Origin of the sequence: Kribbella sp. NBC_01505 (assembly GCF_045040285.1) — a bacterium.
In the GTDB taxonomy this organism is placed as follows: Bacteria; Actinomycetota; Actinomycetes; order Propionibacteriales; family Kribbellaceae; genus Kribbella.
Genome location: NZ_CP109425.1, coordinates 7,311,871 through 7,325,070, shown reverse-complemented (window position 1 = coordinate 7,325,070; position 13,200 = coordinate 7,311,871). Strand labels below are relative to the sequence as shown.

Here is a 13,200-nt window from a genome sequence, read left to right as displayed (position 1 = left end):
CTATGTCTCAGAGGTGCAGCTCGATCAAGAGGGGAAGGTGATCAGATGCTTTTGGCAAGTCGTCCGCAACCTCGGCCGGGACCGGCAGGATCCGGCCGGACAGCTCCGGCGTGACGTGCACCCCGTCGATCCGCTTGTGCGGGTCGGACGAGCTGAACGTCGGCCCGGCATCGACGCCGAGATCGATCAGACCCTCGTCGGCCAACCGCTGCCAGACCGGACCGTCCGGCGTCTCGTTGAGATCACCGACCAGCAGGTACGGCGTACCGAAGGATCGGCATCCGCGCAGAACCTGCTCCAACTCGTGTTGCCGGCCGAGAATGTGCAGTCCGAGATGACACACCACCAACGCGACCTCGGCCGACCCCAGCGTCACCCGGCCGCCGACCGCACCACCGGGAAGCTGAGTCGCGATCAACCGCAGCCGCCGGCGCACGAACGGCCGCCAGATCCGCCAGTGCAGCGCGTTCACCAACTCGATGCTCTCGGCAACCAAAACTGCGTTCCGCGCGGACGCGGCGACGTACCGGAGGCCGAAGCTGGCCGCCATCGCCCGCCGCTTGCGCCGGGTCCCCCACCAGGTGGGGGCCTCCTGCACGAGCATCACATCGGGCGCGCACGCCTTGACCACCCGGGCCAGTGCCTCCCGGTCGTCTCCCCAGCGATGGACGTTGTAGGAGAGGACCCGGAGGACAGGGGCTTCGGTCATGCCTCCGAGTCGTCCAGCTCGACGGTCTGCACCGAGTCGGGAGACGCGGCGCGCAGACCGGTCCGGCGAGCTGCCGACTTGCGGGCGGCTCGCTCGACGCGGGTGGAACGACCTCGGGCCGCGGCCGTCTTGGCCGTCACCGCGGTCGTCTTGACCCGGACCCGGCGCAGCCAGGTGGCTTCCTCGCGGGCCAGGTCAGCCGCGCCGACCATGCCGGCCTCGGGACCCAGCACGGCGCGCACGATCCGCGCCTCGGGCCGGAAACCGCGACCGGTCAGCGTCCGCTTGAAGGCCTCGCGCGCCGGGGCGATCAGCAGCTCACCCGCATCCGAGACACCGCCGCCGATCACGAACGTGCCGGGGTCGAGCGCCGCGGCCAGGTTGGCCAGGCCGATGCCGAGCCAGCGGCCGACGTCCTCGAGCAACTCGATCGCGACCGGGTCGCCGTCCTTGGCGAGCTCGGTGACCATCGGGCCGTTGATCTTGCGCGGGTCGCCACCCGCAGCGCGCAGCAGGTTGTGGGCTACCGGCGAACCGGACAACGCCAGCTCACGTGCCTCGCGGGTCAGCGCGTTGCCGGAGGCGTACTGCTCCCAGCAACCACGGTTGCCGCACTCGCACCGATGCCCGCCCGGCACGACCTGCATGTGCCCGAACTCGCCCGCGATGCCGAACTTGCCGCGCTGCAACGCCCCGTCGTTCAGGATCGCGCCACCGATGCCGGTGCCCAAGGTGACGCAGACCAGATGACTCTCGCCCTGACCGCCACCGAAGCGCCACTCGGACCAGGCCGCCGCGTTCGCGTCGTTCTCGACCACGACCGGCAGGCCGAGGCGCCGTTCGACCGCGTCCCGCAGCGGCTCGTGCCGCCAGGCGAGGTGCGGCGCGAACAGCACCGAGGAGCGCGTCCCGTCGACGAACCCGGCCGCACCGATGCCGACCGCGATCACGTCGTGCCGCGACTCGAGGTCGCGGACGATCTCGGCGATCGCGTCCTCGGTCTCCTTCGGATCCTTGGTCGGCGTGTCCCGGCGGAGCCGGTCCAGGATGTTGCCCTCCGGGTCGACCACGCCGGCGGCGACCTTGGTGCCGCCGATGTCGATACCGATCGTCAAAGCCTGTGTCAGAGCCACACGAGCCTCCTCGTCGTGTCCCCCGGGGTGGTTCCAGTATCCCGCAGCAACCCAACCACTCGACTGGCCGTCACTGGATCGGGGCGGGCTTGCGGGCCAGGTCAGCGGCGCCGATCAGGCCTGCGTCGTTGCCCAGCTCGGCCAGCCCGAACGTCGGGTGCGGGCGGTTCGACCGGGCCGGCAGGTTCTTCTCGAAGGCGACCTGGGCCGACTTCATCAGCAGCTCCTTGGCCGCGCTCACACCGCCGCCGATCACGATCGTGGTCGGGTCGAACAGCGTCGCGATACTCGCGAGCCCCTCCCCCAGCCAGCGACCGAGGTCCTCCAGCAGCTCGGTCGCGCACGGATCGCCCGCGGCGGCGGCCTCGGTGATCATCGGACCGCTCAGCTCGGCCGGGTCGGTGATCCCGCACACACTCAGCATCTGGGCGGCGGACAGCGAGCCGGACTCCGCCTGCGCACGTCCTTCACGCACCAGCGCACGGCCGGAGGCGTACTGCTCCCAGCAGCCCCGCGCTCCACAACCACACCGATGACCACCCGGTACGACGCGCATGTGGCCGAGCTCGGCGGCGACGCCATGGGCACCCCGCAGCAGCTCGCCGTCGATGACCACGCCACCGCCGATTCCGGTCCCGACCGTCACACACACCATGTGCTCGGCGTCGCGCGCGGCACCGAAGGCGAATTCACCCCAGGCCGCAGCGTTCGCGTCGTTCTCGACGACGACCGGGACCTTCAGCTTCTGGCTGACCCGGGCTCCGAGCGGCTCGTCCCGCCAGGCCAGGTTGGGCGCGAAGAGGACGGTCGACCGGTCCGATGACACGAACCCGGCCGCGCCGATCCCGACGGCCTCGATCTCGTGCCCGGCGATCAGCTCGGCGGCCGCGTCGATGATCGCTTCCGCGGTCGCGTCGACCGAGTCGGCCGGGGTGTCGCGATGGGTCCGGGCGCCGATCGTACCGTCCGTATCGACGACGCCGGCGGCGATCTTCGTCCCGCCGACATCGATGCCGATGGTCAGTCCCATGGTTCGGGGTCCTCACTCACGTCGATCCGGTCCACCGTGGGCGGTGCGGCCGGCTCGTCCTCTGGAGACTTCGAGGAACGCGACGCTGCGTCCTCCTGCTTCTGCCGGGCCACCTCGGCGGCCGACTCCAGCAAGGTACGCACCGAACCGAGAACGTGGGCCGCGGCCGTCGACAGCTGCTCGATCGTCTCCGGGCTGGTGTTGCGCACCTTGTTGATCAGCTGGCAGACCGGGCACCAGACGCAGTCCGGCCCCGACTTGTGCTCGTGCTCTTGCTCGTCGGCAGGCTCCTCCGGCTCCGCAGCGGAAGGCCCAGGCCCGGCGTGCGTATCGGCAGCGGACTGCAGCACGGCGAACAGCTTGGCCGCCTCCTCGGCAACCGTGCCGACCGGCTCCTTGCTCATTCTGGGCTCACCGGCCCTCCCCGATCGCAGCCTCGCGCGCCTCCTGCTTGGCGTGGTACTCGGCCGTCAGCCCCTGCGCCAACTCGGACGCGGACTCCAACGGCCCGGTCGCCACCGGCAGCTCGACCGGCCGCGCCACCTCGCGCGGCGCGAACCGCACCTGCAGCCGTCCGTCGTCCAACCGGGCCCCTGCCACCACACCGCGCGCCAGCGCGGCCGGCAGCGGCAGAACCCGCCGATACGAACCGACGGTGATGATCAGCTCATCGCCGTGCCGGGCCAGCTCCAGCTCGCTGGCGGAGGCGAGCGGCAACGGCATCGTCAGCGTGTACGTGCGGCCGTCGGTGTCGATGTGCCGATCCACCCACAGCGAAGTCTCTTCGGTAGCGCGCGCGAACGGGTCGTCGCCGCCATACATCTCCACCGCGAACGCGGCCAGCTCCTCGACCCCGACCGGCTCACACACCCGGTACGGCGACTCCCAGATCGGCAGCGGCCGGAACGAGTCGGCGACCTCCTCCAGGATCCCGCGCTGGGCGGCAACCCACTGCCGACGCCAGGTATCGGCACCGGCCGCGGGGAACACCCGGTTGGCCACGACGCCGTCCACGCGATAGCCGTACAGGGAAAGGCGAGTCAGCGAACGGCGTGCCTCCGCGACGACCACGGCCTCCGGCGTCAGCACCAGGCGCACCGAGGCGTCCGGACCGGCCAGCAGCGCGCGGATGTCGGACAGATCGGCCTGCAGCCGACGCAGCGCGTCGAAGACGGTGTCGTCCGGCATCGGGATGCTCGACGACCGGCTCAGGAACGGCCGGAACGTCCGCATCACCTTGCGCTCGGCGTTGAAGATCCGCTCCATGTACCAGTTCAGTGCGTCCGGCAGGGCGAGCAGGCGCAGCGTCTCCGCGGTCGGCGCACAGTCGACGACGATCACGTCCCAGCGCCCGGACCGGACGTGGTCGCGCACCTCGAGCAGCGCGAGCACCTCCTCGGCGCCCGGCAGCACGGTCAGCTCCTCGGCCTCGATCGGGTCGACACCGACCATGTGCAGCACGGAGCGCAGATAGGCCTGGATGTCACCCCAGGACCGCTCGAAGCGGCGTTGCGCGTCGATCTGCTGGACGAACAGCAGGTCGTCGATCTCGGTCGGCTCCTGGCCGACCTCGGAGTCGAAGGCGTCCGACAACGAGTGCGAGGCGTCCGTCGACAGCACCAGCGTGCGCAGCCCGCGCAACGCGGCGAGCGTCGCGGTGCCCGCGGCCGACGTCGTCTTGCCGACGCCACCTTTCCCTGTGTACAGCAGTACCCGAGTCACGTCTGATCAGGACTCGACGCGCTTCTTGAGCCCCTTCAGGGCTGTGTCGATGATGACCTTCTCGGCCTTGCGCTTCAGCATCCCGATCATCGGGATGGCGATGTCGACGGCCAGCCGGTACGTCACTTCGGTTCCTTCCGCGCCCAGTTCCCGCAGTACGTACGCGCCGTCCATGCCCTTGACCATCTTGGCCTCGACCAGCGTCCAGGTCACCTCGTTGCGGGACCAGACGTAGTCCAGCGTGTACTCGTCGGAGATCGCCCCGGCGTCGACCTTGAACCGGACCTGCTTGGGCCGGCCGGCCTCGTCGGTGGACAGCACCTGGGTCTCCCGCATCGAGTCGGCCCACTCCGGGTACGCCGCGAAGTCCGCGATCACCGCCATGATCTCTTTGGGGGTGGCGTTCACCACGATGGTCGAGGTGGTCTGATCCGCCATCGATTCACCTCTTTGCTGCCGGGACTGACCTTGCTCAGAGCGAGAGACTATCGCGGGTTGGTGCCCGGTACGTCGCTCGCCTGCGGCGCGGCCCACTTCTGCTTCGTCCTTGAACGCCCACAACCGCTCCCGGTACTGCCTCACATACCGTTCCCGCAGGCGGACGAGCGCCCTGCCCCGCACCGGCCGGGCCGGATCGACCCGCAGGTACCAGTGCACGACGACACCGTCGCGAACCTGCTCCAGCCACCACTCCGCCGTACCGATCGCCGCACCCGTGACAGCCCACCGCACACCCTCGAGGCCACGCCGCTCGGAGGGGGTCAACGTGAGCTCCGGCCACCACTCGCGCCACAGGGTGTCCGAGCCGAGCCTCTCGGCGACGTAGGCTGGATCCGCAACGACCAAGTCGTCGCAACTGACGTCGAGTGTGGGCATGACTAGAACCTAGTTCCGTGAGTCACATTAACCTGGCTACTTCTGGGTAGGTGACTGTAGCGTGCGCCGGAAGTCGACAATTCGTGACCGACTGAGGAGACGCGGATGCGTGAGTACACCGTTCCTGCTGTGACCGAGCCGCCCACCGGCAGCCTGAGCGATCCCGTGTGGGCGAACGCGTCGTCCCATCCTGGCACCCCGGTGTTCGCCCGGCGTACGGGCGAGGTTTGGCAGGACGTGACAGCGGCTGAGTTCGCCGCTGAGGTGACCGCGGTGGCCAAGGGCCTGATCGCGGCGGGCGTGAAGCACGGCGAGCGGGTCGCACTGCTCAGCCCGACGCGCTACGAGTGGACGCTGATCGACTACGCGATCTGGAGCATCGGCGCGGTCACCGTGCCGATCTACGAGACCTCGTCGGCATCGCAGATCCAGTGGATCCTGACCGACTCAGAGGCCGTCGTGGCCGTCGTCGAGAACGCCACCCACGGCGCCGTGGTCGAGTCCGCCCGCGCCGAGGCCCCGGCCCTGCAGGAGGTCTGGCAGATCGAGGCCGGCGCGGTCGACCAGCTCACCGAGCTCGGCCGCGAGGTCAGCGACGCCGACTACGACAAGCGCCGTACCGCGGTCACGCCCGACGACCTGGCGACGTTGATCTACACGTCCGGGACGACCGGCCGGCCGAAGGGCTGCCGGATCAGCCACGGGAACTTCATCGCCGAGCTCGCCCCGGCGGTCAAGATCCTCGACGAGCTCTTCGACACCGACGGCGCGAGCACGCTGCTGTTCCTGCCGCTGGCCCACGTGTTCGCCCGGATCATCCAGGTCGGCTGCGTGATGAAGCGGGTCAAGGTCGCGCACAGCCCGGACGTGAAGAACCTGGTCCCCGACCTCGGTTCCTTCAAGCCCACCTTCATCCTGAGCGTGCCGCGGGTCTTCGAGAAGGTCTACAACTCCGCCAGCCAGAACGCGCACTCCAGCGGCAAGGGCAAGATCTTCGACGCCGCCGCGGAGACCGCGATCGCCTACTCGCAGGCGCAGGACAAGGGCGGCGCGTCGTTCGGCCTCAAGGCCAAGCACGCCCTGTTCGACCGCCTCGTCTTCAGCAAGCTGCGCGCGGTCCTCGGCGGCAAGGTCCAGTACGCCGTCTCCGGTGGCGCGCCCCTCGGTGACAAACTCGGCCACTTCTTCCGCGGCATCGGCGTACCGGTCCTGGAGGGCTACGGCCTGACCGAGACCACGGCCGCCGTCGCGGTGAACCTGCCCGACGAAATCCGCATCGGTACCGTCGGCCGACCGCTTCCTGGTGTGACGGTCGGCGTAGCGGCGGACGGCGAGCTGCTCTTCAAGGGCGGCCAGGTCATGCAGGGCTACTGGAAGAACGACGAGGCCACCGCGGCCGCGATCGACGGCGACGGCTGGTTCCACACCGGCGACCTCGGTGAGTTCGACGTCGACGGCTTCATCAAGATCACCGGCCGCAAGAAGGAGATCCTCGTCACGGCCGGCGGCAAGAACGTCGCCCCCACCGTCCTCGAGGACCAGATCCGCCTGCACCCGCTGGTCAGCCAGTGCATGGTCGTCGGCGACGGCAAGCCCTTCATCGCCGCGCTGATCACGATCGACCCCGAGACGATCGTTCCGTGGGCGACCGAGCACGGCAAGCCGACCGACGTCGCCTCCCTCACCAACGACGCCGACCTGATCGCCGAGATCCAGAAGGCGGTCGACGAGGCGAACGGCTCGGTCTCCAAGGCCGAGGCGATCCGCAAGTTCCAGATCCTGCCGATCGACTGGACGCAGGAGTCCGGCGAGCTCTCCCTGAAGCTCTCCCTCCGCCGCCACATCGTGATGGCGAACCACGGCGCCGACGTCGAGGCCCTCTACACGAAGTGATCCACCGCCTGAGGCCGGCGAAGGCACCTACCGCTTCGCCGGCCACCACGCGACCACCGTTTCAGCCGCTGACGTCCGAAGGTCAGCGGTGCGTGGTCGGCTGTGCGTGGTCGGCGTGTTTTCGGACGTTGCGGTGCGGGGGTTGCGGTGCGGGGGTTGCGGTGCGGGGTTGGCGGATGCCGAGGTGCGCTCGGATAGCCCGTCAGCCGTAGGCGACGAAGTGCACCGGTAACCCGACCTCGCCATCCCCCTCAGCCACCGACCCTGCCGCACCCGAAGGTTCAGTGGCCGCCGGAGGCGGGCGAAGTCGTCTTTGTGGAACCAAATAGGCGCCCAGCGGCCGCGAGACTCCACAAAGACGGCGGGACCGAGGCCTGCCGGCGATTCGCGGCGCGCGATAGCCCGGCCGCCGTCCAGCAGGGCGAACCGTCCCGTGGATGCAGGTTTGCGGAGTCCTACTGTCACCCAGCGGCTGTTGCAGAATCGGCATGGACGTTGGTGACTGCAATCCGGTGGCTGGGCGGGGTTGGTGCGTGTTTGTGGGGATCTGCTGTCTCTGGGAGGCAGCAGATCCCCGCAAAGGTGGTTGGTGTGCCCCCGATTCGCGCCGCACCGGACAGGCCGGGCACGTACCGGCTGGCTGGTCGCCGCGGCGGCCGATTTACTGAAACGCTAGGCGGGCGTGGTCTACGGCTGAGGGGGATGGCGGGGCCGGTGACCACAGTTTCGGCTGCTTGAGCTTCCGGGCTATGGCTGAGGTAGGCGAGGTGACGGTAGTCGGCACGTTCAGGTCGCTTTTTGGAACAAAGCGCCCTCCGCGAGTGAAGCCACCGTGCAATCAGCACTCGAGCCCTCACACTCGCACGGTGGCTTCACTCGTGGGGAGGCCCCGCCCTCGCCGTTTGCCTGGCTAGCCAGTCGCGTTGGGGGTTATGCACTCAGAATCAGAGTGCATAACCCCCCAAGCTCGGTACCTAGCCAGCGAAATCGGGCAGGACGAAGCCATCAACCACCGCGACGGGTCAGCAAGCAAGCCTCCTGATCGTCGGCGGCAACCACCGCCCGTCAGCCCAAGGCAACGGGAACCTCGGTCACCGACCGCACCATCCCCCTCAGCCGAAGACCGCCCCAGCCACCCGTCTCAGGAGAACCGGCCGCAGCGGCGACCAGCCACCGCCTACCCCACCGGCCGAATCCGCGCGGACGGACGGGACGAGCACCTTCGGGAAGGAGGAGTTCCTGGCCGGCCAAAGTCCTCAGCCACCGCGACCGATCACCTGCGGCGATATCGCAACAGGCACCCAGCGGCAGTAGAACCCCGTGAACCGGCAGCACCTGCAGTTATCGCGGCTAACGTCCGAAAGCCGCGCCGACGACGTACTGCGAACGTTCGGACGTTAGGCGGGGCGGTTGTGCGCGTAGCGGGGGGACCCGCAATCCGATGGGCCCACCCAGCAGGTGGTCCGGGGGTCGGCCGAATGGGGGATGGGGGGTGGGGCTTGTTGGGGGATGTGGGGAGGGGGTGGGGGCGGGGAGGGTGGGGGTATGGAATCGGTTGTTGAGGTTGGTGGGTTGCGGAAGGCATATGCGGGGCGGGCTGTGGTGGACGATGTTTCGTTCACTGTGGGTGAGGGGGAGATTTTCGGGATTCTTGGGCCCAATGGGGCGGGGAAGACTACGACCGTTGAGTGCATTTCGGGGTTGCGGGTGCCGGACGGGGGGCGGGTTCGGGTTGCTGGGCTGGATCCGGCCAGTGATCGCAGGGCTGTGACTGAGGTGCTGGGGTCGCAGTTGCAGGAGAGTGAGTTGCAGGCGAAGCTCACTGTGCGGGAGGCGCTTGAGCTGTACGCCGCTTTCTACCCGCGGCCGGCGGATTGGCGGGTGCTGGCGGAGCGGTTGGGGCTTACCAGCCTGCTGACGAAGCGGTTCGGGGTGCTGAGTGGCGGTCAGAAGCAGCGGCTGTTCATCGCGCTCGCGCTGATCGGCAACCCACGGGTCGTCGTACTCGATGAGCTGACCACCGGGCTCGATCCACGGGCTCGGCGGGATACGTGGGAGGTTGTCGAGGACGTGCGGAACCGTGGGGTCACGGTCCTGCTGGTCACGCATTTCATGGAGGAAGCGCAGCGGCTGTGCGACCGGATCGCCCTGATCGACAAGGGGCGGATCACCGCGCTGGACACGCCGCAGGGGCTGATCGCGCGGTCCGCGGGTTCGACGGTCATCTCGTTCACGCCGTCGGCGCCGGTCGACGACGAGGAGCTGGCGGCACTCCCCGCGCTCACCTCGATCGAGCACAAGAACGGCCGGATCACGCTCAGCGGCAGCGACGAGACCGTCAACGCGGTCATCTCGCTGCTCGTCCGGCACCACATCACCGCGCATCAGCTCCGCGTCACCGACGCCACGTTGGACGATGCCTTCCTGACCCTCACCGGAGCCACCTCATGAGCACCACCACCGCCACGAGCACAACAACGCGACCAGCTTCGCCGTACGGCGCGGTGCTGCGGACCGAGGCCCGCCTTTTCCGGCGAGAGCCGGGGACCCTGTTCTGGGCGCTCGGGTTCCCGCCGATCCTGCTGGTGATCCTCGGTTCCATACCGTCGTTCCGTAACGTTGATACGAACCTCGGCGGGCTGCGGATGATCGACGTCTACGTCCCGGTCCTGGCGCTGGTCGCCGTGATCATGACCGGCCTGCAGACGATGCCGCCGGTCCTCACCGGCTATCGCGAGCGCGGCATCCTGCGCCGGATGTCGACGACCCCGGTTCGCCCGGCCGCCCTGCTGTCCGCCCAGATCGTCCTGAACGGCGGCGCCGCGCTCGTCACGGCGATTGTCTGCCTGGCGATCGGCCGGCTCGCATTCGACGTCAAACTTCCTAACCAACCGTTCGGTTACACGCTCGCCCTGCTGCTCACCTCGGCAGCCTCCCTCGCCTTCGGTGCGGTGATCACGGCTGTGGCCCGAACCGCGAAGATCGCGACAGCGATCGGCTCAGCGGCGTTCTTCCCCAGCCTGTTCTGCGCAGGCATGTGGCTACCGGTCCAGGCGATGCCCGACGTGATGGCGCGCATCGTCACGCTCACCCCGTTCGGCGCCGCAGCCGAGGCACTTGGCGAGGCGGCGGCCGGCGACTGGCCCGCCTGGTCGCATCTCGGCGTACTGGCTGCCTGGGCGGTTGTCCTGTCGGCCGCCGCCATGCGCTGGTTCCGGTGGGAGTGAGTCCCTACTCGTGCAGACTGAGGTTGTGACGGCGATCAGCAGCGACAACAGCCTGGACCGGCGCCGGCAGGCGTTCACCCGGCTGGCGCCGCCCGCGCTGCTGGTCATCTCCAGCGTCCTGGCGTTCACCACCGCCGACCTGATCACACCGCATCGGTGGCAGCAGCTGACCGTGATGGTCCTCGTTGCCGCGGCGACGGTGCTCCAGCTGTGGTGGCTCTGGGCGGGTCCTCGCCGGTCCCGCCCGGACGCCGTCTCAGTGACGTACTTCGCGATCCGCTGGGCGATCGGCGCCGCGCTCGCGCTGCTGAACGGGTTCTACGCGTTCTACGTGGCCGCCGGGTACTTCGATCCCACCCATCTCATTCCGGGGCGGCGCCGGCGGCGGTTCGCCCTGTTTGCCTGTTCGGTGCCGGTATCGTTCGCGCAGGTCGGCGGCATCCCGACCGACGGCCCAATGGGGTGGATCGTGTTCGCCTGTCTGCTGGCGGCCACCAACGCATTGCTGACCTTCGTCGGCCGCCTCTCCGAGCAGGAGGAGGAGCGGTCGCGGGCGCGCGCCGTCACCATCACGGAGCTGCAGAAGACGCAAGCGGAGAACGCCGCCCTGCATGCTCAGCTGCTCGTCCAGGCCCGCGAGGCCGGGGTCGCCGACGAACGCCGCCGGCTGGCCGCCGAGATCCACGACACGATCGCGCAGGGACTGACCGGCATCATCGCCCAGCTCCAGGTGGTCTCGGGCACGACGGATCCCGAGGTCGCCCGGGACCACGTCACGCGCGCGACCGACCTGGCCCGGCACAGCCTCGGCGAGGCCCGGCGGTCGGTCCAGAACCTTGCCCCGCAAGGACTCTCGTACGACGGCCTCCCGGAAGCCCTGCGTAAAACGGTCGACCAGTGGGCGGAGCGGACCGGCGTACCGACGGAGCTCACGGTCACCGGGACCGCGCAGCAACTGCACGGCGAGGTCTCCGCGACGCTGCTCCGGATCACCCAGGAAGCCCTCGCGAATGCCGGCAAACACGCCAGTGCCTCGAGGGTCGGCGTCACGCTCAGCTTCATGGACACCGAGGTGACGCTCGACGTCCGCGACGACGGCAAGGGCTTCGACCCGCTCAGCCTGCCGGCCCGGACCGGTACCGGCGGCTTCGGTCTGGACGGCATGCGCGCCCGGGCCGAGCGGATCGCCGGCTCACTCACGATCGAAGCCGAACCAGGAGCCGGTACGGCGGTCTCCGCCCGCGTACCGTTGGTGATCGACGAACGGGGAACCACGTGATCTCGCTGCTACTGGTCGACGACCACCCGGTCGTGCGCAACGGTCTGCGCGGCATGTTCGAATCCGCCGGGGGCTTCACCGTGCTCGCCGAGGCGTCCAACGGGGTCGAAGCGGTCGAGCTGGCGACCAAGCTGGACCCGGACGTGATCCTGATGGACCTACGAATGCCAGGCGGCAGCGGGCTTGAAGCGATCGCCGAGCTGCGGCGCCGCGGCGCGCGCTCGAAGGTGCTGGTCCTGACGACCTGGGACACCGACGCCGACACAGTGCCGGCGATCGAGGCCGGTGCGACTGGCTACCTGCTCAAGGACGCGCCCCCGGCCGAGCTGTTCACCGGTGTTCGCGAGGCGGCGGCGGGCCGGTCGGTCCTCTCCCCCGCGGTCGCGTCCCGGCTGGTCACCGCCGTACGGACGCCGGCCGCGAGTCCATTGGCTGCGCGCGAACGCGAAGTACTGGCGCTGGTCGCGAAGGGAACGTCGAACCGGGAGATCGCCCGCGAGCTGTTCATCAGCGAGGCAACGGTGAAGACACACCTCAGCCACATCTTCACGAAGCTGGACGTCAACGATCGCGCGGCCGCGGTCGCGAAGGGTTACGAACAAGGGATTCTGGGCCAGTAGTGTTCCAGTCCGCCGGCAGGTGCGGACCGGAACACCAGCGACTGCTAGTTACAGATGGTCGGTGACATCACCGTGGTCGGACTGTCCCAAGCGGCACAGCGGACCGTCGAGTGGCCGTACCAGTCGTGGCCGAACTCGTGTGCCGCCAGCAGGGCGTCGTCGTTCACACCGCCCATGTACAAGGCGATCCGCTGACCGGATCCCCAGTTGCAGCCGACAACATTGCTGCCACCACCGCAGTCCGTGATGTAGCCGTTGCGGCACTCGACCGGAGTGCCACCACCTTCGCGCAGACCTGCCCAAGCTGCTGCTCCCTGTCGGATGGCAGCGGCATACGGCTGGCAGGAGGACGTGATGGTGTAGTTGCGCTGACTCGGTACCGACCAGCCGCCGGGCGGCGGTGCAAGGACTTTCGCCTTGCCCTTAAGGTCGGACGGCGTGTCGACGACAGTCGTGCCGTGCGGAGCGGAGGCCCCTTCGGCGTGGGCGGAGGTTGTTGTCTCGTGGGCGGGGGACGCAGACGCTCCGGCCAGTGCGACCGGGGCGGCATAGGTGACGACGGCCATGACGACGGTGGCCAGGCCGGACAGCATCAACAGCTTGCGCGCCATTGATTTCTCCTTCTGTGGTGGGGGGCGGGTGCCTCACAGGAGGGCGGAGGCAGAAGGTGCGGCCACGCTAAAGGAAGTAGACCAGTGCTGTCCATGGTTC

General features: G+C 69.0%; 12 protein-coding genes. 5 read left to right on the top strand and 7 right to left on the bottom strand.

The window, feature by feature from the left end:
- Positions 1 to 7 precede the first annotated feature (7 nt).
- From OG474_RS34470 to OG474_RS34445, 6 genes are all read right to left on the bottom strand, one after another.
- Positions 8 to 709 carry an endonuclease/exonuclease/phosphatase family protein gene (locus OG474_RS34470; RefSeq protein ID WP_405057800.1) on the bottom strand — a complete coding sequence of 234 codons (702 nt, stop codon included), beginning with the start codon at positions 707 to 709 and terminating at the stop codon, positions 8 to 10.
- The gene (locus tag OG474_RS34465; RefSeq protein WP_405057799.1) at positions 706 to 1,842 is read right to left on the bottom strand and encodes an ROK family glucokinase; all 1,137 of its coding nucleotides are present in this window, start codon (positions 1,840 to 1,842) and stop codon (positions 706 to 708) included. The genes OG474_RS34470 and OG474_RS34465 overlap by 4 nt, the downstream gene beginning before the upstream one ends.
- Before the next feature lie 70 nt (positions 1,843 to 1,912).
- Positions 1,913 to 2,872, bottom strand: coding sequence for an ROK family glucokinase (locus OG474_RS34460; protein ID WP_405057798.1), 960 nt, complete (start codon positions 2,870 to 2,872; stop codon positions 1,913 to 1,915).
- Positions 2,863 to 3,276 (bottom strand): hypothetical protein, encoded by a 414-nt coding sequence (locus tag OG474_RS34455; protein ID WP_405057797.1) that lies wholly within the window; start codon positions 3,274 to 3,276, stop codon positions 2,863 to 2,865. The genes OG474_RS34460 and OG474_RS34455 overlap by 10 nt, the downstream gene beginning before the upstream one ends.
- A 7-nt stretch (positions 3,277 to 3,283) precedes the next feature.
- Entirely contained in the window at positions 3,284 to 4,594 is a 1,311-nt protein-coding gene (locus OG474_RS34450) for an ArsA family ATPase (protein WP_405057796.1), read from the bottom strand.
- A gap of 6 nt (positions 4,595 to 4,600) precedes the next feature.
- Positions 4,601 to 5,470 carry an SRPBCC family protein gene (locus tag OG474_RS34445; protein ID WP_405057795.1) on the bottom strand — a complete coding sequence of 290 codons (870 nt, stop codon included), beginning with the start codon at positions 5,468 to 5,470 and terminating at the stop codon, positions 4,601 to 4,603.
- 105 nt (positions 5,471 to 5,575) lie between these two features.
- Between OG474_RS34445 and OG474_RS34440 the strand changes: the two genes are divergently transcribed.
- The 5 genes from OG474_RS34440 to OG474_RS34420 all read left to right on the top strand — a co-directional run bounded on the left by OG474_RS34440 (position 5,576) and on the right by OG474_RS34420 (position 12,489).
- Complete coding sequence (locus tag OG474_RS34440; RefSeq protein ID WP_405057794.1) at positions 5,576 to 7,363, top strand: AMP-dependent synthetase/ligase; 1,788 nt, start codon at positions 5,576 to 5,578, stop codon at positions 7,361 to 7,363.
- A gap of 1,485 nt (positions 7,364 to 8,848) precedes the next feature.
- Positions 8,849 to 9,814 (top strand): ABC transporter ATP-binding protein, encoded by a 966-nt coding sequence (locus OG474_RS34435; protein WP_405057793.1) that lies wholly within the window; start codon positions 8,849 to 8,851, stop codon positions 9,812 to 9,814.
- Positions 9,811 to 10,590, top strand: a complete 780-nt coding sequence (locus OG474_RS34430) for an ABC transporter permease (protein ID WP_405057792.1) — start codon at positions 9,811 to 9,813, stop codon at positions 10,588 to 10,590. Before OG474_RS34435 ends, OG474_RS34430 begins: the two co-directional genes overlap by 4 nt.
- A gap of 25 nt (positions 10,591 to 10,615) precedes the next feature.
- The gene (locus OG474_RS34425; RefSeq protein WP_405057791.1) at positions 10,616 to 11,869 is read left to right on the top strand and encodes a sensor histidine kinase; all 1,254 of its coding nucleotides are present in this window, start codon (positions 10,616 to 10,618) and stop codon (positions 11,867 to 11,869) included.
- Positions 11,866 to 12,489, top strand: coding sequence for a response regulator (locus OG474_RS34420; protein WP_405057790.1), 624 nt, complete (start codon positions 11,866 to 11,868; stop codon positions 12,487 to 12,489). The genes OG474_RS34425 and OG474_RS34420 overlap by 4 nt, the downstream gene beginning before the upstream one ends.
- Positions 12,490 to 12,533: 44 nt before the next feature.
- Here OG474_RS34420 and OG474_RS34415 read toward each other — a convergent pair whose 3' ends face one another.
- Positions 12,534 to 13,100, bottom strand: coding sequence for a hypothetical protein (locus tag OG474_RS34415; RefSeq protein WP_405057789.1), 567 nt, complete (start codon positions 13,098 to 13,100; stop codon positions 12,534 to 12,536).
- Between the last annotated feature and the right edge of the window lie 100 nt (positions 13,101 to 13,200).